The 21,569-nt window shown below is 53.4% G+C and carries 22 protein-coding genes; 6 read left to right on the forward strand and 16 right to left on the reverse strand.

Annotated elements, in window-relative coordinates:
- Window positions 1–125: 125 nt before the first annotated feature.
- From kduI to kduD, 3 genes are read left to right on the forward strand one after another with little or no spacing between them, the layout of a single operon-like run.
- The gene (kduI, locus tag IM700_RS04745) at window positions 126–959 is read left to right on the forward strand and encodes a 5-dehydro-4-deoxy-D-glucuronate isomerase (RefSeq protein ID WP_193416420.1); all 834 of its coding nucleotides are present in this window, start codon (window positions 126–128) and stop codon (window positions 957–959) included.
- 18 nt (window positions 960–977) lie between these two features.
- The gene (locus IM700_RS04750) at window positions 978–1,739 is read left to right on the forward strand and encodes a DeoR/GlpR family DNA-binding transcription regulator (protein ID WP_155605647.1); all 762 of its coding nucleotides are present in this window, start codon (window positions 978–980) and stop codon (window positions 1,737–1,739) included.
- A gap of 31 nt (window positions 1,740–1,770) precedes the next feature.
- Window positions 1,771–2,523: a 2-dehydro-3-deoxy-D-gluconate 5-dehydrogenase KduD gene (gene kduD, locus IM700_RS04755; protein ID WP_193416421.1), complete on the forward strand. Its 753-nt coding sequence runs from the start codon at window positions 1,771–1,773 to the stop codon at window positions 2,521–2,523.
- Between the two features lie 67 nt (window positions 2,524–2,590).
- On the opposite strand, the gene IM700_RS04760 is transcribed toward kduD, so the two are convergent.
- Window positions 2,591–3,439 carry a DNA-3-methyladenine glycosylase family protein gene (locus tag IM700_RS04760; RefSeq protein ID WP_336244880.1) on the reverse strand — a complete coding sequence of 283 codons (849 nt, stop codon included), beginning with the start codon at window positions 3,437–3,439 and terminating at the stop codon, window positions 2,591–2,593.
- A gap of 250 nt (window positions 3,440–3,689) precedes the next feature.
- Between IM700_RS04760 and IM700_RS04765 the strand changes: the two genes are divergently transcribed.
- Window positions 3,690–4,271 carry a bifunctional transcriptional activator/DNA repair enzyme AdaA gene (locus tag IM700_RS04765; protein WP_193416423.1) on the forward strand — a complete coding sequence of 194 codons (582 nt, stop codon included), beginning with the start codon at window positions 3,690–3,692 and terminating at the stop codon, window positions 4,269–4,271.
- A gap of 55 nt (window positions 4,272–4,326) precedes the next feature.
- The gene (locus tag IM700_RS04770; protein WP_193416424.1) at window positions 4,327–4,863 is read left to right on the forward strand and encodes a methylated-DNA--[protein]-cysteine S-methyltransferase; all 537 of its coding nucleotides are present in this window, start codon (window positions 4,327–4,329) and stop codon (window positions 4,861–4,863) included.
- 193 nt (window positions 4,864–5,056) lie between these two features.
- Here the strand turns inward: IM700_RS04770 and IM700_RS04775 are convergent, their stop codons facing one another.
- The 4 genes from IM700_RS04775 to IM700_RS04790 form a co-directional block, all read right to left on the reverse strand.
- A complete protein-coding gene (locus IM700_RS04775) occupies window positions 5,057–6,037 on the reverse strand; it encodes a sugar kinase (RefSeq protein ID WP_193416425.1) in 981 nt (326 codons plus the stop codon).
- Window positions 6,038–6,286: 249 nt separating this feature from the next.
- Complete coding sequence (locus tag IM700_RS04780) at window positions 6,287–7,684, reverse strand: helix-turn-helix domain-containing protein (RefSeq protein ID WP_193416426.1); 1,398 nt, start codon at window positions 7,682–7,684, stop codon at window positions 6,287–6,289.
- A gap of 113 nt (window positions 7,685–7,797) precedes the next feature.
- Window positions 7,798–9,507: a ribonuclease J1 gene (gene rnjA / locus IM700_RS04785; RefSeq protein ID WP_155605654.1), complete on the reverse strand. Its 1,710-nt coding sequence runs from the start codon at window positions 9,505–9,507 to the stop codon at window positions 7,798–7,800.
- A gap of 298 nt (window positions 9,508–9,805) precedes the next feature.
- Entirely contained in the window at window positions 9,806–11,188 is a 1,383-nt protein-coding gene (locus tag IM700_RS04790) for a helix-turn-helix domain-containing protein (RefSeq protein WP_193416427.1), read from the reverse strand.
- Between the two features lie 229 nt (window positions 11,189–11,417).
- Here IM700_RS04790 and IM700_RS04795 point away from each other — a divergent pair, with 229 nt between their 5' ends.
- A complete protein-coding gene (locus IM700_RS04795; RefSeq protein WP_016311381.1) occupies window positions 11,418–11,747 on the forward strand; it encodes a helix-turn-helix domain-containing protein in 330 nt (109 codons plus the stop codon).
- Window positions 11,748–11,797: 50 nt separating this feature from the next.
- Here the strand turns inward: IM700_RS04795 and IM700_RS04800 are convergent, their stop codons facing one another.
- The 11 genes from IM700_RS04800 to IM700_RS04850 form a co-directional block, all read right to left on the reverse strand.
- Complete coding sequence (locus IM700_RS04800; RefSeq protein WP_193416428.1) at window positions 11,798–12,448, reverse strand: SGNH/GDSL hydrolase family protein; 651 nt, start codon at window positions 12,446–12,448, stop codon at window positions 11,798–11,800.
- 296 nt (window positions 12,449–12,744) lie between these two features.
- Window positions 12,745–13,518 (reverse strand): class I SAM-dependent DNA methyltransferase, encoded by a 774-nt coding sequence (locus tag IM700_RS04805; RefSeq protein ID WP_155605658.1) that lies wholly within the window; start codon window positions 13,516–13,518, stop codon window positions 12,745–12,747.
- 42 nt (window positions 13,519–13,560) lie between these two features.
- A complete protein-coding gene (locus IM700_RS04810; protein ID WP_155605659.1) occupies window positions 13,561–14,478 on the reverse strand; it encodes a CvfB family protein in 918 nt (305 codons plus the stop codon).
- On the reverse strand, window positions 14,475–14,822 hold the full coding sequence (gene rsfS, locus IM700_RS04815; RefSeq protein ID WP_193416429.1) for a ribosome silencing factor: 348 nt from the start codon (window positions 14,820–14,822) through the stop codon (window positions 14,475–14,477). Before rsfS ends, IM700_RS04810 begins: the two co-directional genes overlap by 4 nt.
- On the reverse strand, window positions 14,823–15,410 hold the full coding sequence (gene yqeK / locus IM700_RS04820; protein ID WP_155605661.1) for a bis(5'-nucleosyl)-tetraphosphatase (symmetrical) YqeK: 588 nt from the start codon (window positions 15,408–15,410) through the stop codon (window positions 14,823–14,825). It abuts the gene before it with no gap.
- On the reverse strand, window positions 15,394–15,987 hold the full coding sequence (locus tag IM700_RS04825) for a nicotinate-nucleotide adenylyltransferase (RefSeq protein ID WP_193416430.1): 594 nt from the start codon (window positions 15,985–15,987) through the stop codon (window positions 15,394–15,396). Before IM700_RS04825 ends, yqeK begins: the two co-directional genes overlap by 17 nt.
- A gap of 18 nt (window positions 15,988–16,005) precedes the next feature.
- Window positions 16,006–16,296 carry a ribosome assembly RNA-binding protein YhbY gene (gene yhbY / locus IM700_RS04830; protein ID WP_155605663.1) on the reverse strand — a complete coding sequence of 97 codons (291 nt, stop codon included), beginning with the start codon at window positions 16,294–16,296 and terminating at the stop codon, window positions 16,006–16,008.
- Between the two features lie 44 nt (window positions 16,297–16,340).
- Window positions 16,341–17,240, reverse strand: coding sequence for a shikimate dehydrogenase (gene aroE, locus IM700_RS04835; protein WP_193416431.1), 900 nt, complete (start codon window positions 17,238–17,240; stop codon window positions 16,341–16,343).
- 256 nt (window positions 17,241–17,496) lie between these two features.
- Window positions 17,497–18,624, reverse strand: coding sequence for a ribosome biogenesis GTPase YqeH (gene yqeH / locus IM700_RS04840; RefSeq protein WP_193416432.1), 1,128 nt, complete (start codon window positions 18,622–18,624; stop codon window positions 17,497–17,499).
- On the reverse strand, window positions 18,621–19,148 hold the full coding sequence (locus IM700_RS04845) for a YqeG family HAD IIIA-type phosphatase (protein ID WP_155605666.1): 528 nt from the start codon (window positions 19,146–19,148) through the stop codon (window positions 18,621–18,623). Before IM700_RS04845 ends, yqeH begins: the two co-directional genes overlap by 4 nt.
- Before the next feature lie 180 nt (window positions 19,149–19,328).
- On the reverse strand, window positions 19,329–21,512 hold the full coding sequence (locus IM700_RS04850; RefSeq protein WP_193416433.1) for a transglutaminase-like domain-containing protein: 2,184 nt from the start codon (window positions 21,510–21,512) through the stop codon (window positions 19,329–19,331).
- Window positions 21,513–21,569: the final 57 nt, after the last annotated feature.

Below are 21,569 nucleotides of genomic sequence, written 5' to 3' on the forward strand. Positions count from 1 at the left end.
ATCCTCTGAACTTCTGCGAGCTTCCTTCTCTAGATGTAACCCCTTGCAAAATGAACCAAAATGGATTAATGTGAACGTATATGAACATTATACACCAAAATGAACGTGAAAAGGAGAGATTTTACATGGAACGTCGCTACGCTTCGCATCCCAATGAGGTCAAGCAATTCGATACGGATCGGCTGCGCAAGGAATTCCACATCCCCACCTTGTTTACGCCGGATCGCCTGGAGCTGGTACTCACGCATGAAGACCGGCTGATTATCGGCGGTGCCGCCCCGGTGAAGCAGGAAGTTAAGCTGGAGACCGATCTGAAGGAACTGGGGGTCGCCTACTTCCTCGAACGGCGTGAACTTGGAGCCATTAATGTAGGCGGGCCGGGATCGATCCTTGTCGACGGTACGGAATACGATCTGAACAACAAGGATTGCTTGTACGTCGGCAAAGGCTCGCGCGAGGTAATTTTCAGAAGCAAGGATGTGGCGAAGCCAGCGAAATTCTATTTAAATTCGGCCCCGGCGCATCTGGAGTTCCCTACGGCCAAAACAACGCTAGCGGAAGCCGAATCCGGTGCGCTTGGTTCGATCGAGAACTCGAACGACCGTACTATTCACCGATTCATTCATGAGAACGGCCTGCAAAGCTCTCAGCTCGTGATGGGGATGACCCAGCTCAAGACCGGCAACATGTGGAACACGATGCCTGCCCATGTTCATCCACGCCGGATGGAAGCTTATATGTACTTCGATTTGGCGGACGACGCCGTTGTATTTCATCTAATGGGCGAACCCAGCGAAACCCGGCATATCGTGATGCGCAACGAGCAAGCCGTCATCTCGCCGAGCTGGTCGATTCATAGCGGGGTCGGAACTAGCAATTATACGTTTATTTGGGGAATGGCCGGCGATAACAAAGCCTATGCGGACATGGACGCGGTTCCCATGAAAGACTTGAAATAAGAAAGAGTGAAATCTAGCATGAATCAAATTCGACGTTATGAAAAAATCATGGAGGTTCTGCTGACGCAAAAGGAAGTGACGGTGGCGGAATTAAGCGAGAGCCTGGGTGTGACCGGCAAGACGATCCGGGAGGATCTCGCCAAGCTGGAGGAGCAAGGGCTTCTGGTGCGCGTGCATGGCGGAGCCATGCTTGCCCAAAGCGATCAGTACGGCATCCTGCCGTCCAAAGAGCCGCTGGCGAAACATGCCGAGGAGAAAAGCGAAATCGCCCAGCTCGCCTTAGCCCACATCCAGGAGGGCGACATTATCGCGCTGGACGGCGGCAGCACCACGCTGGAGATGGCCCGGCGTCTCGAGAATCGGCCTCTGACCGTTGTCACCAACGACGTGTACATTATCAGCGAGCTGGCGGCCAAAGACCAAATCCGTCTCGTCGTGCCGGGGGGCTACCGCGTCCGCAATATGCTGGCCGGTCCGGAGTCCGCAGCGTACGTTCGCCAGTTAAATATCCAGAAGGCTTTTATCTCGGCGACCGGCATCCACCCGGAACACGGGCTGTCGATTTATACCGGTGATTTAATTGATTTCAAACGGGCTTTGATCGAAACGTCCCGGGAAGCGATCGCGGTCATGAACCATCAGAAGTTCGGGCAGACGGCGCTCCGCACCTTCGCTTCGCTCAGCGAAATCTCGCGTATCATCACCGATCGCGGCCTCCCTGCTGAAACGTCACTACCGTACGAGCGTGCCGGCGTAACGATCGAATGGAAAGACGAATAACGAACGATATTTTAAGGAGGAGCGTATACTCATGAATCGATTTGATTTAACAGGCAAAACGGCCCTCGTCACCGGGGCAGCCGGCGGACTCGGTCAGGGCATCGCTGTCGGGTTAGCTGAAGCCGGTGCCAACGTCGTTTGCGCCTCGCTGAGCAGCAGCGCGGAGACAGTAAGCATGATTACGGCCTTGGGCCGTAAAGCTTCGGAAATCGTGGTGGACCTCAGCGATCACAACAAATTGCAGGAGACCTTCGACGAGGCGCTGAAGCTTACGGGAGCGGTCGATATTCTAGTAAACAACGCCGGGATCATTCGTCGAACACCCGCCAAGGACCACAGCGAGAAGGATTGGCTTGACGTGATCAACATTAACCTGAACACGGTATTCCTGCTGTCGCAAATCGCCGGGCGCCACATGATCGAACGCGGCAGCGGCAAAATGATCAACATCTGCTCGATGTTATCTTACCAAGGCGGAATCAACGTACCTGGCTATACGGCCAGCAAACATGGGGTTGCAGGACTAACCAAAGCGTTCGCCAATGAATGGGCTTCCTACGGTTTGCAGGTCAACGGCATTGCTCCTGGTTACATGGCGACAGACAACACGGCGCCGATTCGGGCCGATGAGAACCGGAAGGCCTCGATCACGGATCGGATTCCAGCCGGACGTTGGGGAACTCCGGAGGACGTAAAGGGCCCGGCGGTCTTCCTCGCCTCCGCCGCCTCCGACTATTTGAATGGCCATATCCTTTGCGTCGACGGCGGATGGATGGCAAGATAAGTTAATATCGATTTCACCAGCAGGCAGCTCCGAGTATTTCCAACGGCGGCTGCCTGTTTCCGATTTGTTAATACAACACTCTCCATAAGTAGAAGGTCGCGTACGACAGCCACGGTTTCCAACCTTCCGCCCAGGCCAAGAGCTCCTTTGCGGCCGGTTTCCGGTCCATCCCAAGCACATGCTTGACCGCATTCTGCAAACCTACATCGTCAACCGGAAAGGCATCCGGCATTCGGAGGCAACGCATCAGCACATAATTGGCCGTCCACGGACCGATGCCGCGGATACCGACGAGCCGCTTCTCCGCTGCTTTCACCCCGCCCGACGCCCGTAGCCCCTCCTTCGTCAGTTCTCCCGAGGCAATCAATTGGGCCGTGCCGAGCAGATACTCGGATTTGTTCCGGGTCATGCGGATCCCCTCCAAATCCTGGACGGTCAAACCAGCGATGTCTCGGGCGGACGGAAATACAAGGTACCGTTCTCCTTCGCAGTCGACATGCCGGCCGAACTGCTCCACAAGCCGCCGTTTCAGCGTGTAGGCAAATGCCAGGTTGATCTGCTGGCCAATGATTCCCCAGGCTAAGGCTTCGAACAAATCGGGAATGCCGATATTGCGCAGTCCGTAGAAGGAATCCACCGTTCCCTGAAGCAATGCATCCCTTCGCGCCATCTCATAAAACGGACGCAAATCGGTATCCAAATCGAACCAGTCCCTTACGTAACGCGCGGCCTCTTCGCGATCCTGCTTCCGGGAAGGAGCCGTGCCGCCGAGGAATCGAACCTTCAAGGCCTCGCTCCCCTCCGCGCTGATTTCCATCACGGGAGTCGCTCCGGATTCCAGCGGAACAGCCTTGTACAGCCGCTGGTTGTCAATCCGCGACAAGCATTCATTGGATGACCGCGACAAGTACTTCACATTTTCGGCAAAACTGAATTCCTCGGGTACCGACAGCCTTAATATAGACCCCTGATCTTCCCACTCCGCATTCGGCTTTCCTGAATCTAACTGACCGATGACACTTCCTCCTCGCTTTGAACAACGCTTTACTCCTATAGTTTTAACACGATTCGCGTTCGAATCCATTTCGTTATCTTGCTTTTCCATTCGAAAAACATGACGAGGCAGCCTTTGCAAAGGTATACTAAGGCAGGAGGTGAGGTCACCCATGACGATGACCAGCGGGGATTATCCAACCGCCAGTGAAACAGAATGGCAGGCGATCATCCAAAACGATGCCTCACAGGACGGTCGCTTTTTCTACGCGGTCGCCAGCACGGGGATCTTCTGCCGGCCCTCATGCAAATCGAAGCCGCCCAAACGGGAAAACGTCCGGATATTCGCCAGTGCCGAGCAAGCCAAGGCCGCCCGTTTCCGCCCTTGCAAGCGCTGCAAACCCGACGGACAACCGCTGCCGGACCGGGAATGGGTGGGGCAAATCGCCGACTACATCGACCGCCATTATGACGAGAAGCTTACGTTGGAACTTCTGGCCGACATGTGCCACGGCAGTCCGTACCATCTGCAACGCACTTTTAAACGCGTCATGCAAATGACGCCGGTCGAGTACATCCAGCGGCGCAGAATCGAAGCGGCCAAGCGCGCGCTGCTCCATACGCGACGCACGGTTGCGGATATTGCCCTCGAAGTGGGGATCGGCAGCCCATCGTACTTTATCACCTTGTTCAAAAAAACGACCGGAATCACGCCAAACGAATATCGGAATTCGCAGGCGGGATCGCCGACCTAGCGAAAATTATCGTTGTTCACGGCTATATTCAATCAAGCCTGGAGGTGTATTACCCATGAAAACCAACCAACCCCAACCCATATATTGGTCACGGCTCAACGATGGCCAATGGACCCTGTACCTCGCCGCCACCGGCGATGGCCTGGCGTACGTCGGCTCTTTCGGCCGGCCATTCGAAGAACTAGCCGTATGGGCCGGCCGCCGCTTCCCAGGGAGTCCGCTCATGCAGGACGAGCAGCGCCTGGCACCCTACGCCGCTCAACTGACGGAGTATTTGGCGGCCAAACGCGAACGTTTCACCCTCCCCTTCGATTTGCGGGGAACGGCGTTTCAACTCGCGGTATGGGAGGCGCTTTGCGACATTCCCTTCGGGCAGACCCGTTCTTACACGGATATCGCCGAGGCCATCCGAAAACCGTCCTCCGTCCGCGCCGTTGGTACGGCGATCGGAGCCAACCCGCTGCTGATCACCGTTCCCTGCCATCGGGTAATCGGTAAAAACGGCGCGCTCACCGGCTACCGCGGCGGCCTGGAGATGAAGACCCGGCTGCTTGATTTGGAACATGCGGCCTTCACAGGCAGCCGCCGATGAGCCGAAGCGAACGCCGCGCTCCCAAGGCAGCCGCGATTGGGTACCGCGCGGCCGAGCGCTCCTAAGAAACAACCAAGCCGCCGAAACTTTGCTCCGGCGGCTTGGGCGTGAGGGGATGCAGCAAAAACAATAAAATGATCACGTTAACATTCTAGGCTAATTTCATCTCCGTCGGAAGAGTTAGTTGAAGTCTTTACCGCTCTACATGCCCTTTACCGGACAGCAAACGATCAATCTCCGCCGCGCTCGGCAGTCCTTCCCAATCGCCAACGGCCTGAATGACTTGGGCCCCGACCAGATTACCTAGGCGAACGGCCTCAACCATGCTGTATCCGCGCACCACGCCGGCCAGAAATCCAGCGCAAAATCCATCGCCCGCTCCCACCGTGTCGATCACGTGCTCTACCTTATAATAAGGGACAGAGGTCAAATGGCCTTGTTCCAGCACGAAGGTACAGTCGTCTCCGCCTTTGATAATGCTAATGGCTGACAGCTCCTGCAGCTTCCCGATAATCGTATCCACCGAATCGGTCTCGTATAACAACTTCAATTCATCGAGCCCCGGCAGGAAATAATCCGCCTTCATCGCAAGCGGTAACAACACCTTGCGCGCGTCCTCGATGCTCCATAACTTCAAGCGCAAGTTGGGATCGAAGCTGACCTTCACCCCATGCCGTTTGGCGATATCTACCGCCGCATGGGCGGTTTCCACGCAGGAGGCGCTAAGCGCAGGCGTAATGCCGGTTAAGTGCAGCACCTTGGCCCCGGCGATATACGACTCGTCCAGATGCTCCAGACGCATGAAGCTGGCCGCGGATAACTTGCGGTAATAATAGACCGAGCTATTGCCTGCCACGTTCTCCCGTACCATCATGCCCGTAGGCGCTTCGTCCGTCAACCGGACGCGGCTCACATCGACACCTTCGCCACGGATCACCTTCAGAATACGTCGGCCAAACGGATCGTCCCCAAGGCGGCCGCACCATCCCGAGGTTTGCCCCAGACGGGCCAATCCGATTGCCACGTTGGATTCCGCACCCCCAAACGATGGCGAGAGAGCGCTTGCATATTCCAGCCCTTTGCCCCCTTCCGCGATCAACAAGGCCATGCTTTCGCCGAACGTGACGACTTCCGGGCTTCCCGGTTTCGGTCTAGTTTCACTGAACGAATTCATTTTCAGATTCACACCTTCTTTTGGATTCAGTTTGTTATCATTATCTCATGTCCGGTCTCTGAAAACTATAATAATAGGCATAATATGAAAAAAAGCCAATCCACCCTTCGGGTTGCCCCGGATGAACCGGCTTGTTCAACGTTCGGAAGTGCCCCAACTCTCGCGACAGCCTAACCCCCAACCCCATTCTCATAGGCTGTGAGATGACCGTCATAACTGAGGCTGCTGCCGAGCCCCCCTGTGCCGAAACTAAAGATCAGCGTGAGTGCCAAGATCCATTTCCGCACCTTTCAACACCTCCCCCATCAAGACTTCGTACTCTTTCAGCTGTTCGGACGAAACAAAGCTTCGATACTGCTCAAACAGCGGGACCATTTTCATAAAAAACTCCTTATTCTTCTGAGCAACGGCATATTTGAGCGCATAGATCAATTTCTCCAATCCTTCCGCGATTTTCTGTTCTCGCAGCAAATACATGGCCAGCTGGTAGTTTAAATCCAGGTACCGGTCCTTATTGACGGCAGAAACATAGTAATTCGGAAACTGGTTATATAAATCCGTATTCACGGGAAACTCTTTTAATACGTCGTCGATCAGAAAACCGTTAAGGTTCGCCGCTTCGACAATGATCCTCAAACTGGGAAGAACCTCATAGGGATGCTCTTTGAGGAAGTCGATATATTCCGGAAGGATGGCCTCATTTCCATTCAAAATCTCCAGATTGTACCGGTTTGCTCTGGCCCAAACCTTAAATTTCCCGACCTCTTTCCAACCCGTTTCGTTTAGGCCTTCAAACCAGCTTAAATTCGCGTATTCGGCCACGCAGGCCAACGCTTCGCCGTACCTCCCCTGATGCTCCAAGGCCGAGCCTTTCAACAAATACCCTTGACCGTAATAGACCACCAGGTGACGTTCACAATGCAGTTCGTGATAAGGGTTCGCAGACGCCGTTTTGCGGCTCGTTTCATAGATACGCCGGGCCAGCGTTTGCAATTCCTCGGCAAATCTAACGACATAAGACCACTTTTGCAGCGTGTAATAGGCATTCGCCAGATGAAGCAGCCCGTCGAGTTGAAGATCCTCCGGAAGCCGGTTGCGGTACGGCTCGAACCAGGTCGCGGACCGCAGATTCGATTCCGCGTCATCCCCCAGGTTCATCCGGAACAGGCGGTATTGGCTGATCGCCAAACGTTCCGAATGCTGATATTTCTCGTATTCGCAAACCGATTGGTAGAATAGCCCCGCCGCTTCGCGCCTTCCTTCTTCATAGAGTTCCTCGCCAATAGCAAAAATCATCGGGAGATAGGACAGGTCCTCGGCCAGACGGGACAACACCTGTTCAATACAGGCCAATTCTCCAATTTCCGCGCAGCGGAGCATAAACGACTTCAATCTCCTCCGGTTCGGATGCCCGGAATCGATACACTCCTCAATGTATAAGGGATAATACCGTCCGATCGGTTGCTCGAGCGCTTCAGTGATCAAGTCTAGCTGCCCGATGGAGATAGGTTTGGGGGGATTTCCGTTTAAAATGGCACTGAGCGTTCCCCGATTAATTCCTGAACGGTGGGAAAAGCTGTGCAAGGAATATCCTTTCCTTTCCAGCTGGCGGCTGATCACGGAACGAATCGTGGGTTCATTCGTCATTGGATCTCCCTCCTTCGGAATCTCCTATATTTTTACACATTATACGGAAATATGAACAGGTGGTCAAATAAAAAGAGGAGCCTCCCTATTTCTTGGGAAGCTCCCTGCCGTCACTAGACTTCCAGAATGGACGGCATGATATGCGGGGTTCGGCCCACTTCTTTGACAAAATATCGCCGCAGCTGCTGCTGTGTCGCCCGCAGCCAAGCGTTATGATCGTAAGACTCCTTCTCGCCGAGCCGGTTCAAGCTCCGCTTCAGCATCGCTTCGGCCCGGCGCAGCAACGGCCTAGCGTCCTGCATGTAGACGAAGCCGCGCGAGACGATATCCGGTCCGGCTAGAATTTGCCGCGTTTTACGGTCAACCGTCATCACGACGATGACGATGCCTTCCTGAGCCAGCTCCATTCGTTCAACCAGCAGCGCGTCTTCTGAGGTCGGACGCATCTCCCCGTTGCTGATTAGCACTTGCCCGGAAGGGATGGTCCGCCCCCGTTTGGCCCGGTTCCGGTACACCGATAACGTGTCCCCGATGTTCATGACAAACACATGATCTTCGGGAATGCCCGTTTGCAGCGCCAGATTGCGGTGACTAAGCAACATCCGATATTCGCCGTGAATCGGGATGAAGTACTTCGGACGGATAAAGCTGAGCATCAGCTTCAGGTCCTCCCGGCAACCGTGCCCGGACGTATGAATGTCGAAAATCGAGCCGTAAATGACGTTCGCGCCAGCCCGCAGCAGCAAGTCGATACTGCGGTTGATGTTCTGTGCATTGCCGGGAATCGGCGAGGACGAATAAATGACCGTATCTCCCGGATAAACCTGCACACTCCGGTGGGCCCCCGAAGCGATCCGGCTGAGCGCCGCGTTCGGCTCTCCTTGACTGCCGGTGCAGACGATGAGTACTTGCTCCTCGGGGTAACGGTCGATATGCTTCACGTCGATCAGCATGCCTTCCGGTACGCGGATATATCCCAGGTCCTGGCCGATGGCGAACACTTTCTCCATGCTGCGGCCGATGACGGCAATTTTACGGTTCACGAGGGTCGCCGCTTCCACGACTTGCTGCAGCCGATGTACGTTGGAGGCGAAGGTGGCGAACAAAATCCGCCCATGGCATCCGCGGAACGAATCCAGGATCGCGTCGCCGACCCGACGTTCGGAAGGAGTAAAGCCTTCCTTCTCACTGTTCGTGCTGTCGGCGAGCAGCGCCAATACGCCTTCACCGCCAACGCTGGCCATTTTAAATAGATCGGCAGGACGGTCCTCCGGCGTAAAATCAAATTTGAAATCTCCCGTATGCACGATCGACCCGTACGGGGTATCAACTACGATACCGAAAGCATCAGGGATACTGTGGGTCGTCCGGAAGAAATGCACGGCCAGATGCTTAAACGCGTACCGATCGTTCTCCTGGAATACGTGCAACTCCGCTTGTCCGAGAAGCCGATGCTCCTCTAGCTTGGCTTTAACCAACCCGATGGTCAGCGGGCCGCCGTAGATCGGCAGTTGCAGTTGGCGAAGCACATACGGAATCGCGCCGATATGATCCTCGTGACCATGGGTGAGGAATAGGCCTTTCATTTTATGCTTGTTGTCAATTAAATAACGAATATCCGGAATGATACAATCAATGCCCGTCAAGCGGGAATCCGGGAATTTAAGCCCCGCGTCAATCAGAATGATCTCATCTCTATATTCGATGCCGTACATATTTTTGCCGATCTCCCCGATCCCGCCGAGCGAGAAAATCCGTACAGGCGGAGGAGACGACTTCGAACGTCGATTTGTCTTTACTGGTTTAGTTGCTGCTACATTCATTAGGTAGATAATCCTCTCTGAAGGGTTCGTTCAATAGGGTATAAGAGAATTATACTGAATTATCGGCACAATAACTATTTAATTTTTACGGAATGATATTGAAATTGAAATAAGAGATTAGGTAGAGGGTAGACTTTTTGGGGTGAAAGAAAAAAAGATCGACTCTACACAAAGTCGATCTTTAGTGAAACTAAAAATTATAACACGATACTCTAGTTAACCCCCATGATGTTCGCTAAAGGTACGAAAGCTTGGCTCTGGAAGATTTAGTAATGACGAGAGGGGCAATGAAAAAAAACTAAACGCTAACAGGATGCAGATAACTTTTTTTCTCATGCTCATACACCTCTTTTATTAATTTTTGAAACTTAAGTAGTGACTTTTCATCTAGATGTTCCCTATATATTTCATAAAGACCTACGCATTTAATTATACATGACTTCTGATTGATATTTAATGAAATCGTTAAACTGCCCTCTAAATAATGAAAAGCTATCGGGAACTCACTTTTATTAATGTAATAAACAGCTAGCTCATGAAATAATCGAGCGGAACGCTCAGAAACAAATTGACTAGAATATACTCCAGCAGCTTTAATATCGTCTGAAATGTTTTTAATGTCGGTATCAAGGCGCATGAGCAACGCATCAATATTAAATCCGAATCTATTTGCTGCCTCAACGATATTTAGCATTCCAACATGAATTTCTGCCTTTTGAGATTCAAGATACGACACATACTCAGGTAGTATGCTGATATCCCCGGAACCTAATCTAGTCACAAAAGTATTCGCTCGTGCCCAATCCGAAAACAACGTTTTCCAATACTGCACTTCATTGTCTGTTTCCTTCACCCAATTTAAATCAGCATATAGATCAATATAATAAAGTGCTCGGTCATACTCTCCCCTTACTTCACAAACCGTTCCGTGAAATAGATAGGAGGATGCTAAATAAGTAAATAAAGGACGGCTGGGCTTCTTAGTAGGATTTATCTCTCTTTTAAAGTATAGGATACTAGCCTTAGTCTCTAACATGCTTGCTATTTTATCCACCTTATCCCAGTGACGCAAGGCACGATAGCTATGGGCCAAATCCTTTAATGCATCCAATTGGTCCATCTCATCCAATCGTTCCACAAAGGGCTCGAACTGAATAGCGGATTGATAATTTAGTTCATGATTGGTTCTTTGACGAATCGTAAACAACCTGTAGTGGCATAAAGCCAACCGCTCGGAATGTTGCCTTCGTTCGCTCAGGGCAACGTTTTCATATAAAACCTCCGCCGCTTCGTGCATCCTTTTCGCAAACAACTCCTCGGCCAGTTCGAACAATAGTGGTGCGTACAGTAAGTTGTCCAGGAGTAACGCAACGACTTTGCGAATACTGTCTAGTTTTCGAAGTTCGGCGCAGCTGTTAAGCAGCGGATACACTCGGCGCCAGTCAGGGTTGATCTCTTGGAGATGCTCTTTGATATAAGCCTCATAATAATGTCCTTTGGGGAGGTCCATTAACTCCGTAATTCGGTCTAATTGATCGACGGTAAGTAAACGCACGCCTTTCAATATCGAACTAAATGTTCCGGGATTAATATCCGAATCCCTTGCAAATTGGCTCAAAGTTAGACTCTTCTCTTTCATGTATTCGGAAACTTTTGCGAGAATCGTGGTTGTCGAAGTCAATCAAACCACCTCGTTTCAATTCAGATCCACCTAAAAAGTTCAGATATAAATCTCCACACTTTTTGAGCAATGGTTAAATATTCCTGTCTCTAATCTAATATGTTTGTCCTTTTATGTCAATAATATGCAATATGAAACTTATAAGTTCTTTAATAGACGATATGCAACTTTTAATGCTCTGCAGTTCACCCCTCCGCTTGGACTAAACTTATTACGAGAGGTGGCCTTCATGGAAGTAGCAAAGCAAGTCGGCAAGAATGTCAGGTACTATCGCAAACTCAAGGGGCTTACTCAGGAACAACTGGCCGAATCGACGGAAACGTATGGCTCTTATATCGGGCGATTGGAACGCGGGGAACAAAACGTGCAGCTCGAAACGCTACACAAAATCGCGGACGCGCTGCAGATCAGCGTGTATGCGTTATTTCGGAATCCGGGGTACGACGAGCTCCAGGACCAAACGTGGATTTGGCAAATCGTGCAGTTGCTACAAGAGCAGCCCGCTGAGGAACAAGCGCGCGCATACCGTGTACTGAAAGAAATGTTTCGTCAAAAATAAAAGGGTTTAAAACGGATATCCTCCGCTTTAAACCCTTTGTTAATGTTCGCTTAGTCCCACAATCCGCTGCGTCCTACGACCTCCAGCCAACGTCCGGCCAGCAAATCATGACCCGCCGCCGTCGGATGGACGCCATCCCAGAGCCAGTATGCCGCCTCTGCCTTCTCGGTCGCCGCATCAAAAGCGTCCTGCAGCGGCACATACACCGCACCAAACTCCTCGGCCAATTGGCGCACGGTGTCCTGATATCGCCCCACCAGGCGCTCCCACTCGGTCCATTTTTCCGCCGTAGCACCGGTGTTCAAGATAAACGGTTCGCATAACACCAGCTTGGTGTTTGGCAATACTTCCTTCGTCTCCTCCAGCAAATGACGGTACGCCCGCTCGAAGCGATCCGTCGCCCCGCTAGGTTCACCGCTCATTTGCCGCCAAGCGTCGTTAACGCCAACCAGCAGGCTGATGACATCTGGCTTCAGGCTGATTGCATCCTCATTCCATCTGGCGTACAGATCAGAAACCCGGTCGCCGCTCACGCCCCGATTGACAAAGGTAGGCTTCAAATGCGCGAAATCATTGCCCAGCTTAGCACCGATGATATAAGCGTAGCTATGCCCCAGAATATGATTCAGATCCTTGTCTCGTCCCCGGTTTCCATCCGTGATGGAATCCCCTTGGAACAAAACGGTCAGCTGCTTTTTCATGCGTTTCTCCTCTTTCCATTCGACTCTGTTTCCCATTATAACTTTGGAAACCCGCGATCCTTCATGAAGAAATTAGTGCAAAAATGCAGCTAATTCCTCAAGTCTGTTCTCAAACTCGCGATTTGCTGCAAAAATGCAGTTATTTTTGAGAGTATAAGGGCAAAACCCGTTCATCGCCAAAAATAACTGCATTTACGCAACTATTTCGTCGTCGGCATCAAAATGACTCCAAAATAACTGCACTTTTGCATCTATTCAGTTGTATGATGCGTAGCTTCACATGGATAAGAACACGATCACTTCACCGCCACAAAAAACAGCCGGGCCGCGTCATCCACCGCTTCCACCCACTCGAAATCCGCGTAAATGGTTACGTCGCGGAATCCGCAACGCAGCAACTCGCTTCTCATCCATGCCGGGTCGTAGGCCCGCTGGATATGCGTTTCTTCGAATCGGCGGTATAACCCCGGCCCTTGCTCCTCCTCGCGAGCGAAGATCGACAAATGATGCTCGATCTCATTCCGATAGGCATCCCGTTCGCATGTCCAGATATAGGACACGCTGGGCTCATCCCAAATAAACGGCTGCTCCTCCTCGTACCGAACTAAAGTGTTGGGGTGGTGCACGTCAAACAGAAACGTTCCTCCGGGCTTTAATCCTTCATATGTACGGCGGAAGGTGCGAACAATATCGTCCTCTTCCAGTAAATAGTTCAAGCAATCGCAAAAAGAAATGACGGCGTCAACCGGCTCAGGCACGGACCACTCCGTCATATCCTGCTGCACCCAGCGCACGCTGCCCTCGCGGAACAGCCGGGCACCTTGGGGTGTCGTTTCCATTTTACGGCGGGCCACTGCCAGCATGTCGGCGGACAAGTCGATCCCCGTCACCTCGAACCCGGCATTCACCAGCGGAATCGTGATGCTGCCGGTTCCGCAGCCGAGATCGACGACCGTCCGCGGCATTCCATGCCGCTCCCAGGCCGTGCGGGCAAATCGGATCCAGTCCGGGTAAGGCATGTCTTCCATCAATTCGTCATACACATAAGCAAATTTCCGATAGGATGCCATGGGCTTGCTAGTCACCGCTTTCTGTCTGGATGCTGCTGTTACTTAGGCTTCCGGTTGTTTTGAGTCGTCTCCGCCGGCTGCCGGCGACTCGACCAAATAGGTCCAGTTTTCCTTCTGGACCACCTTGCCTTCCTTCATCAGCTTGCCGATCGCCCGCTTAAACGCGGATTTGCTGATCGAAAACCGCTGCTTGATCAGGTCCGGCGGTGTCGCGTCGGAATACGGCATACCGCCGCCCGGGCGGCTCTCCAGATACGCGAGGATGCGCTCCGCGTCCTGGCCCATGCCGATTTCCTTGCGCGGTGCCATCGCCAGGTTCACGCGCCCGTCCTCGCGAATATGGGATACGCGAACCTGCACACGTTCACCTAGCCGCAGCAGACGATTGCGTTCCGATGTGTGGATCATTCCGATCGCGCCAAACCCCAACACGCCGCCCTGGACGACAACAAACGTCCCCATTTGCAGCGGCTTGTAGACGATGGCGTCCAGCCATTGATTTTTCCAGGATTCCGGGGCATGGAAGGCGTGAGGAGCGAGCTCCTGCTCACCCGCCAGCTTCGCTTTGAGTCGTCCCTGCTTGTCGTGCTCCATGATGACGTACACCTGATCACCAACCTGTGGATGGAGCTCCTTCAACTCAGGTAGCTCACGGATCGGCAACAGTAATTGACGACCCAAACCCATCTCTAGGAAGCAGCCCAGCCGCGGATGTACGTCCGCCACCTCGAGCAACGCCAGCTCGCCAAGCGTCAGATGCGGTTTTTTCATCGTGGCTGCCAAACGGTCCTCCGTATCGAAGAACAGGAATACCTCAACCGGTTCCCCCGGCTTAACCTGACGGGTCAGCTCAGAGTAATGGAGAAGGACATCCTGTCCACCCGCGCTAAGGAAATAGCCGTATGGCGAAACTTCGCGATCTATCGGCAAAGATACAATCGTCCCTGCGACCAGACTCATACCGTCTCCACGACTTTGGCATCCGACCAAAGCCGTTCAATATTGTAATATTCGCGTTCATCCCGATGGAACACATGAACGACCACATCGCCTAGATCCATCAGTACCCAGCGTGCGGAATCCATACCTTCAATGCCACGAACGTTCGCGCCAGCGTCATGCGCTCTTTTCCGGATCTCCGTGGCGATCGCCTGCACCTGTGTATCCGAGTTGCCGTGACAGATCACGAAATAGTCCGCGATCAAAGAAATCCCCTTCAAATCCAATGCTACGATGTTCATCGCTTTTTTATCGTCTGCGGCTTGCACCGCCATGTTCAACAATTCGTTTGAATTTACCGCCATTCACTCAGCCTCCCTTGATTTTGTTCGGTTTACTATCAAATCATTACGCGCCAATAACGTCAGCGGAAAGATTGGTTTACCCTTCTCCAGTAAAAAAGAGATCGTCGAGTCGAATCCGGCAACCAGCGCATCCTCCAGACTCGTCTCCGCCAGTTCACGAATCTTCTCCACACCGGGGAATTCGCGCCCCGGCTCGATATAATCTGCCAGGCAGACGATTTTGTCCAGCAGGGTCATGCCCTCTCGGCCCGAGGTATGGTAGCGGATCGCGTCCAGCACCTCTTCATCCTCCACGCCGTAATCCCGCTTCGAGATAAAAGCCCCGACTTCGGCATGCAGCAGCTGCTTGTCATGCCGGAGCAAATCGGCGTTCAAGCCGTTATCGCGGATGATCGCCTCCTGCTCTTCAATCGGCCAAAACTTAGCCAGGTCATGCAGCAGGGCGGCCAAATCGGCTTTGACCGGATCGGCTCCATACCGCTTGGCCAGGATGACCGCGCTCTCCATTACGCCTTCAACATGCTTCCAACGTTTGGAAGGCATCCCCGCGGAAACAGCAGCGATCAGTTCCTCACGGCTGTAATCCATACAATCCGCTCCTTGTCATATATTCATACACGGCGTCCGGAACCATATACCGGATTGAACGTCCAGCGGATAAGCGGCTGCGGATCAAGCTCGAAGAGATATCGACGAGCGGCATTTCTGCGAGCTGCACCGCCTCCTGGATGAATGGGGGCAGCGCGTCCAGCTCCAGAAAGCTCCCAGGGCGCTGCAGCCCAATAAACGAGAGCATCCCGGCCAAATCCTCGATCCCTTCCCATTTCGGAAGATAATTGACCATATCGGCCCCGATAATGAAATAGAACTCCAGATCGGGATGCAACGAACGGATTTCCCGGATCGTCTCCACGGTATAGGATACCCCGCCGCGGCGCAGCTCGATGTCGAGCGGTTTGAAAGCCGGATGGCTGGCGATCGCCGCCTCCACCATCTCCAGCCGCTGCTGGCCGCTGACGCCGGCCTGATGCTTATGCGGAGGGATATGGGAGGGCATGAACCAAACCTCTTCCAAATGATATTGTTCTCGGGCGGCCTCCGCCGCCAGGAGATGGCCGAGGTGAATCGGATCAAACGCCCCGCCCATAATGCCGATTTTTCTCATTTTGCGTTTCCTCCGAACCTATGGAAGTTCGATTTGCTTGTATTCGCGAGATTCTTTGTAGAGGATAATCGTCCGACCGATCAACTGAACCAGCTCGGCGCCGGCGCCTTTCGCCAGCTCCTCCGCGATTTCCTGCGGATCGTCCAGGTTATTATTGAGCACAGAAATTTTGATTAGCTCCCGGCGTTCGAGTGCCTCCGAAATCTGCTTGACCATATGCTCATTCGTTCCGCCCTTGCCTACTTGAAAAATAGGCTGCAGACTATGCGCCATACTGCGCAGGTGACGTTTTTGTTTTCCCGTTAACATGTCGTTTCATGACTCCTTAATATTCAATTATGCGACAACTCACTTTATTGATGCATGCTCGCTAAAACCGCGGCCCGCATCGCTTCAACCGGAGCGGTCCGGCCGGTCCAATGCTCAAACGCGTAAGCTCCCTGGTAGACGAACATTCCGAGTCCGCTATGGATCGTGCATCCTCTCGCCTCGGCTTGCTGTAAGAGCTCTGTCTTGAGCGGATTGTAGATCAGATCGCTAACGACGATCCCCTCCGGGATCTGCCGCGAATCCAGCGGACAATCCCCAACGTGCGGATGCATACCGACAGAGGTGGTGTTGATGATGAGATCAGCTTCCGGTAGAACTTCATCCAGTTCCTCCATCCCGCAGCCGTTCAAGCGGCCGAGATGCGCCCATTCGTTGGCCATTTCCCGCGCTTTCTCAGCGGTACGGTTGGCGATCGTCACGAGGCCCGGCTCCTCCTGCAGCAGCGCATATACGATCCCGCGCGCTGCGCCGCCGGAGCCCAGCACCAGCACGCGTTTTCCTCTTAGTTCTGGGGCCGCTTCCTCTTTTAGGGATCGGATATACCCGATCCCATCGGTATTGTACCCGGTGAGCACACCGCCGTCATTGACGATCGTGTTCACCGCTCCGATTAACCGGGCTCCCTCGTCGATCCGGTCCAAGTAGTCCATCACTTCCACTTTATGCGGGACCGTGACATTGATGCCCCGGAACCCCAGCGCGCGAACGCCCCGGATCGCCTCTTCCAGCCGACTTCCCTTAACGTGAAAAGGCAGATAAGCGCCTGCGAGCCCGCAGGCCTTGAGCGCGGCCGTATGCATGACCGGCGATTTGGAATGTTGGATCGGATCGCCGATGACGCCGAGCAGCAGCGGCTGCCCGGCGCGGCTGCCTTCCCGCGCCTGTTCACCTTCCCGTTTCTCGTGATTCGCTTGCTCTCCCATCGGTTCTCCTCCCGCTCAGCCGACTCTGGGAATAATAAAGGTATAAATGGGCCTTATTTCCCCCGAAGTCCTCTTTATATCACAAATAGCGGTATTTTGCGGCCCTAATTCGCCTGGTGTTACCGAAAAGCGCCTACTTTTGGGCCATAAGCCGAAAATAACGCCTAAAATTACCGCTATCCCACTCCAAACTTGCATCCACGATCAAATAGCGCCCTTTTTTACCCTTATGATAGACCACCCGATGAATTGGCTCCTAAATCAACGAAGGCCGGACGAGCACCTTCACACCCTTAGGCACATGCGCCGCAACTACTGAACCAAAGTCATTGTTGATCTTGATCCAGCCCAGACCGGAAATAAACAAGTCGCTTCGGCTGCCCTTCGGAATTCGGAACTCGTGACGCGTCCACTCCGGCAATGCTTCGAGATGCTCCTTGCTCGGCGGCGCCAGCATTTCCCCGGCATGCTCCGCAAACAGCTCGTCCGCCCGCTCCAGCTTCGTTCGGTGAATCGGCACCCGGCCGCTGACAAAACAAGTAAAGGATTGGCGATCCCCCTGAATAAAATCAAACCGGCCAAAGCCGCCGAAAAAGAGCGTCTGTCCCTCATTCAGCTGGTACACTGCCGGCTTGAGCGCTTTGTCCGGCATAATAACGCCCAAATCGGAGGGGGCTACCAGCTCACTATATCTAGACGGATACATGATCCCCGGCGTATCGATGATCGCCTTCCCGTCATCCAGTGGAATATGCACCATATCCAGCGTTGTGCCCGGATAGCGCGAAACGGTCAATTCCTGCTCCAGATCGCTGTAATCGCGTATCAATCGGTTGATCAGCGTCGACTTGCCGACATTGGTTGCGCCGACGACATACACGTCCCGATCTCCCCGCCGTGCCGCTACCGCTTCAAGCAACCGGTCGAAACCGCTGTTTTGCTTGGCGCTGCAAAGGACGACGTCTTCAATCTTCAGCCCCAGGTCCTTCGCTTCCTTCTGCACCCAGTTCCGTACCTTGTTCCAGTTCGTCACCTTGGGTAGCAGATCGGTTTTATTCACCGCCAACAGCACCGGATTGTTGCCAACAAACCGTTGAAGTCCGGATATAACGCTGCCTTGAAAATCGAACAGATCCACGATATGGATCACCAGTGCTTCCTTACCGCCGATCTGCGACAATAGGCGCAAGAACTCGTCCTGCTCCACCGTAACGGATGAAGATTCATTGTAATTTTTAATTCGGAAACAGCGTTGGCAAATCACCGGTTCCTTCGTTAAGGTTTGTTCCGGAACAAATCCCGGCTTGCTGGGTTCCCCAGTTTGCAGCAAAACGCCGCATCCGCTGCAGCGAAGAGCGCCCTCTGCATTCTGTACTTCCGTCATCGCTTCTTTTCCTCCTCGAGCCATAATCCAACCTTACCCAGCCGCCGCTTCACGATCCGCTCCAGCCGGCGGTTGATCCTCGTACCGATCCCTTCATCCTGTACGGCAATCGGGAGCACGAGCACCGTAAAGAGCCCCTGCCGGTTACCGCCAAACACGTCGGTCATCATCTGGTCCCCCACGACGATCGTCTCCTGCGGCCCAAGGTCCATCATTTCCATGGCTCGATGAAAAGCTGCGCCGGACGGTTTTCTGGCTGCGTGCACAAACTCAATATTCAAAGGGTTCGCGAATACCGACACCCTGTCCAAATTATTGTTTGACACAATCACGAGTTTAAACCCGCATTTCTTCACTTTCTCAAACCAACCGATCAGTTCGGGAGTGGCCAGCGGCGCTTTGGCACCGACCAAAGTGTTGTCCAGATCGGTGATGATGCCGCGGTAGCCTTTGGCATAGAGTCCTTCCAGATCGATATCGAATACGCTGTCTACGCGCACATTCGGCATAAACTTCTCAAACAAATACGTTCACCTCGGTTTCATACGACAAACTATACCATATTCTTCCCCCATCATGCTTCTATTTTAAAAAAGAAAACGCCTCCCGCGCAAGCGCGGTGGCGTAATCAAACGAATAGTCCCGGGTAGTCGTTCCTATCGGCAATGCCAACCCGGTCCACCTGAAGGCGGCAATCCGACCCATTATCGTCCAAGGAACCGTTTGCCGCTGTTCGGTAAGGCCTGCTTCCAACGGTTTCCGCCAGCCAATTTGACGGCTTGCCGCGACAGTTCCCGTGCCTTGCGCCAATTCGCGGCGGCCGGACTCCGGCCATAATTCGCCTGCTCATAAATGAGCAGCAGCGGATCCAGCGCTTCAGCAAGCTGCGATTGCTCCAGCTTCCACCGTCCGAACGCTTCCCGCAAGGTCTCTTGGTCGCCACGGACATAACCTCTGTGACGCAGTCGTCTTACCAGCCGTAACGTTTCGTAGATCGCCTTTTCAGCCGGCGTCAACGGCCGGCCCAATCGCAGGCGGAGCCAGAGGAAATAAAGCTCCGAGCGCAGCTGGTACAGCGTCCATAGCAACAGCACGCTTACGGCCGTGATGAAAATTCGTTGCATGATGATCGGATCGAGCTTGGAAAAGAAGCCGTCTTCGGCTGCCGAAACCTCCGTATCGGTGTCCGTATCCAGCGCGAAAGCCTCTTCGCTGTCCTCCGGTGCTTCCATGATCGGTGAAACAAAACCAGGCGTCGCCTCGAACGGAATCCAACCGTAATCGCCGAAATACAGCTCCGTCCAGGAGTGAGCGTCGGCATTGCTCACATTATACGCACGGCCCAGCTCCGGACTTCGCATCATCATCTCGTCGCTTGGCTGACTGCCGGGGGCGTATCCTTTAACCCAGCGGGCCGGTATGCCCAGCGAACGGGCCATAACGACCATCGCCGTGGAATAGTAATCGCAATATCCCTGCCGAATTTCGAACAAGAAGCTGTCCACGAAGTCATCGCTGCGCTTGCGGGCTAAATCCGGTTTGTTCGTATATTCGTAATTCTGCCGGAGGTATTGCTGCAGGAGATCCATTTTCGCATAGGGGGTCTCTCCTTCCGCGGTGATCTCTTCAGCTAGGTCTTTGACCCGCTGCGGCAAACTGCTCGGCAGTTGCAAATATTCCTCCGGAGCTCCTTCCGGATATAAGGCTTCGTAACTGGCCTGTTCCAACTCCTCGAGCGGAATCAAAGGGATATTGGCAACAACCTTGTATTTCCGCGGGTAATCCGGCAAATCCCCGGGATCGCGGTAACCATTCCAGAACATCTCCGCTTGTTTCCCGGCCCAGCGCATATCGGACTGCTGCCGTTCGTCAAGCAACTCGACACTTTCGATGGCGTATCCGCCAAACAGCACAGGATACACTTTGTCGGTATTCATCGTCACCGTTTGCTCGACCCGCATCGTCTCCACCTTGCCCGGCTGCTCATGCCCAAGCGGGTCAGCGTCTGGAGCGCCGCGGTAACGTTCCGTGTCCCGGCCTTCCTGCTCAAGATCAGCCCATCCCGTACCGGAATAAACGCGCCGGGTTTCTCCCCGCCAATAAGACCTCACCGGCGTATCGATCGACATGACCGGGCTGTAGCTGAATTCGAAGCCATTTCCAAGGGTTTTGTCGTCCCGGCTATAGCCGGAGACGATCTCTTCCTTGACCGCTGACGGGCCATCCCCAAGGGCGCCGGACAGCGCGGAGGGGCCGCCTCCTCCTCCCCCGCTTCGCTTAATCCAAGCGGTATACGGATCGGTCAACGTCGGCGAGACCGATGGCATACTGATGCCGATCAGCAGCACGCAAGTGAACACGATGCCAATATTCACGGCGATTTTTACTGGACTTTGCCGCAGACGCTGCCAGCCCTGGGGATATTTCATGCGGTATTCGTAGAAGTGCGTACTCACCAGCCAACCGAGGCCGGCAAAGACAATCCAAGCTACGTTTTTCCATAAATGATAAGGTGTAAATGAATCCAAAATCGCAAAGGTAATCAGGTGGACCGCCAATAAGAGCAGGATTCGCGGGCGGTTCACAACTAGCCGCAGCACGGCCTCCAGTAGCCCCCAAGCCACAAGCGAAAACCAGATATACGGCGTAAAGGTCAACGCCATGCCGCGGATCTGATCCGGATAAAACGGCCCATACGGAACATATACGCCATAACTGGTCAAGATAAAGCGCCATACGGTCAGGAGCACGATAATTTTAATCGTCCATTTCCAACCGGCCTGCACCGGCAGGAGCCATTCCACCAATGCCATCATGATTATCGTTACGGTCACTAAAGTCGTCGTCACCGAAAACCAGAGCGGTTCCGTAAAATCGATCCATTGCATGGCGATTATAACTACCCATAGCAGTGTTAGAGTCCGATAGGACTTGGGATGTTGTGG

It is taken from the genome of Paenibacillus rhizolycopersici (assembly GCF_014947195.2).
Taxonomy (GTDB): Bacteria; Bacillota; Bacilli; order Paenibacillales; family Paenibacillaceae; genus Fontibacillus; species Fontibacillus rhizolycopersici.

Excerpts from the sequence above, each read along its gene's own strand:
- IM700_RS04775 (WP_193416425.1), bottom strand. The coding sequence starts at position 6,037 with ATGAATTCGTTCAGTGAAACTAGACCGAAACCGGGAAGCCCGGAAGTC.
- IM700_RS04780 (WP_193416426.1), bottom strand. The coding sequence starts at position 7,684 with ATGACGAATGAACCCACGATTCGTTCCGTGATCAGCCGCCAGCTGGAA.
- IM700_RS04850 (WP_193416433.1), bottom strand. The coding sequence starts at position 21,512 with ATGCAATGGATCGATTTTACGGAACCGCTCTGGTTTTCGGTGACGACG.
- IM700_RS04825 (WP_193416430.1), bottom strand. The coding sequence starts at position 15,987 with ATGAGAAAAATCGGCATTATGGGCGGGGCGTTTGATCCGATTCACCTC.
- IM700_RS04750 (WP_155605647.1), top strand. The coding sequence starts at position 978 with ATGAATCAAATTCGACGTTATGAAAAAATCATGGAGGTTCTGCTGACG.
- IM700_RS04805 (WP_155605658.1), bottom strand. The coding sequence starts at position 13,518 with ATGGCATCCTATCGGAAATTTGCTTATGTGTATGACGAATTGATGGAA.
- aroE (WP_193416431.1), bottom strand. The coding sequence starts at position 17,240 with ATGGGAGAGCAAGCGAATCACGAGAAACGGGAAGGTGAACAGGCGCGG.
- IM700_RS04810 (WP_155605659.1), bottom strand. The coding sequence starts at position 14,478 with ATGAGTCTGGTCGCAGGGACGATTGTATCTTTGCCGATAGATCGCGAA.
- IM700_RS04795 (WP_016311381.1), top strand. The coding sequence starts at position 11,418 with ATGGAAGTAGCAAAGCAAGTCGGCAAGAATGTCAGGTACTATCGCAAA.
- rnjA (WP_155605654.1), bottom strand. The coding sequence starts at position 9,507 with ATGAATGTAGCAGCAACTAAACCAGTAAAGACAAATCGACGTTCGAAG.
- yqeK (WP_155605661.1), bottom strand. The coding sequence starts at position 15,410 with ATGGATTACAGCCGTGAGGAACTGATCGCTGCTGTTTCCGCGGGGATG.
- IM700_RS04800 (WP_193416428.1), bottom strand. The coding sequence starts at position 12,448 with ATGAAAAAGCAGCTGACCGTTTTGTTCCAAGGGGATTCCATCACGGAT.
- IM700_RS04765 (WP_193416423.1), top strand. The coding sequence starts at position 3,690 with ATGACGATGACCAGCGGGGATTATCCAACCGCCAGTGAAACAGAATGG.
- rsfS (WP_193416429.1), bottom strand. The coding sequence starts at position 14,822 with ATGGCGGTAAATTCAAACGAATTGTTGAACATGGCGGTGCAAGCCGCA.
- yhbY (WP_155605663.1), bottom strand. The coding sequence starts at position 16,296 with ATGTTAACGGGAAAACAAAAACGTCACCTGCGCAGTATGGCGCATAGT.
- IM700_RS04770 (WP_193416424.1), top strand. The coding sequence starts at position 4,327 with ATGAAAACCAACCAACCCCAACCCATATATTGGTCACGGCTCAACGAT.
- kduI (WP_193416420.1), top strand. The coding sequence starts at position 126 with ATGGAACGTCGCTACGCTTCGCATCCCAATGAGGTCAAGCAATTCGAT.
- kduD (WP_193416421.1), top strand. The coding sequence starts at position 1,771 with ATGAATCGATTTGATTTAACAGGCAAAACGGCCCTCGTCACCGGGGCA.
- yqeH (WP_193416432.1), bottom strand. The coding sequence starts at position 18,624 with ATGACGGAAGTACAGAATGCAGAGGGCGCTCTTCGCTGCAGCGGATGC.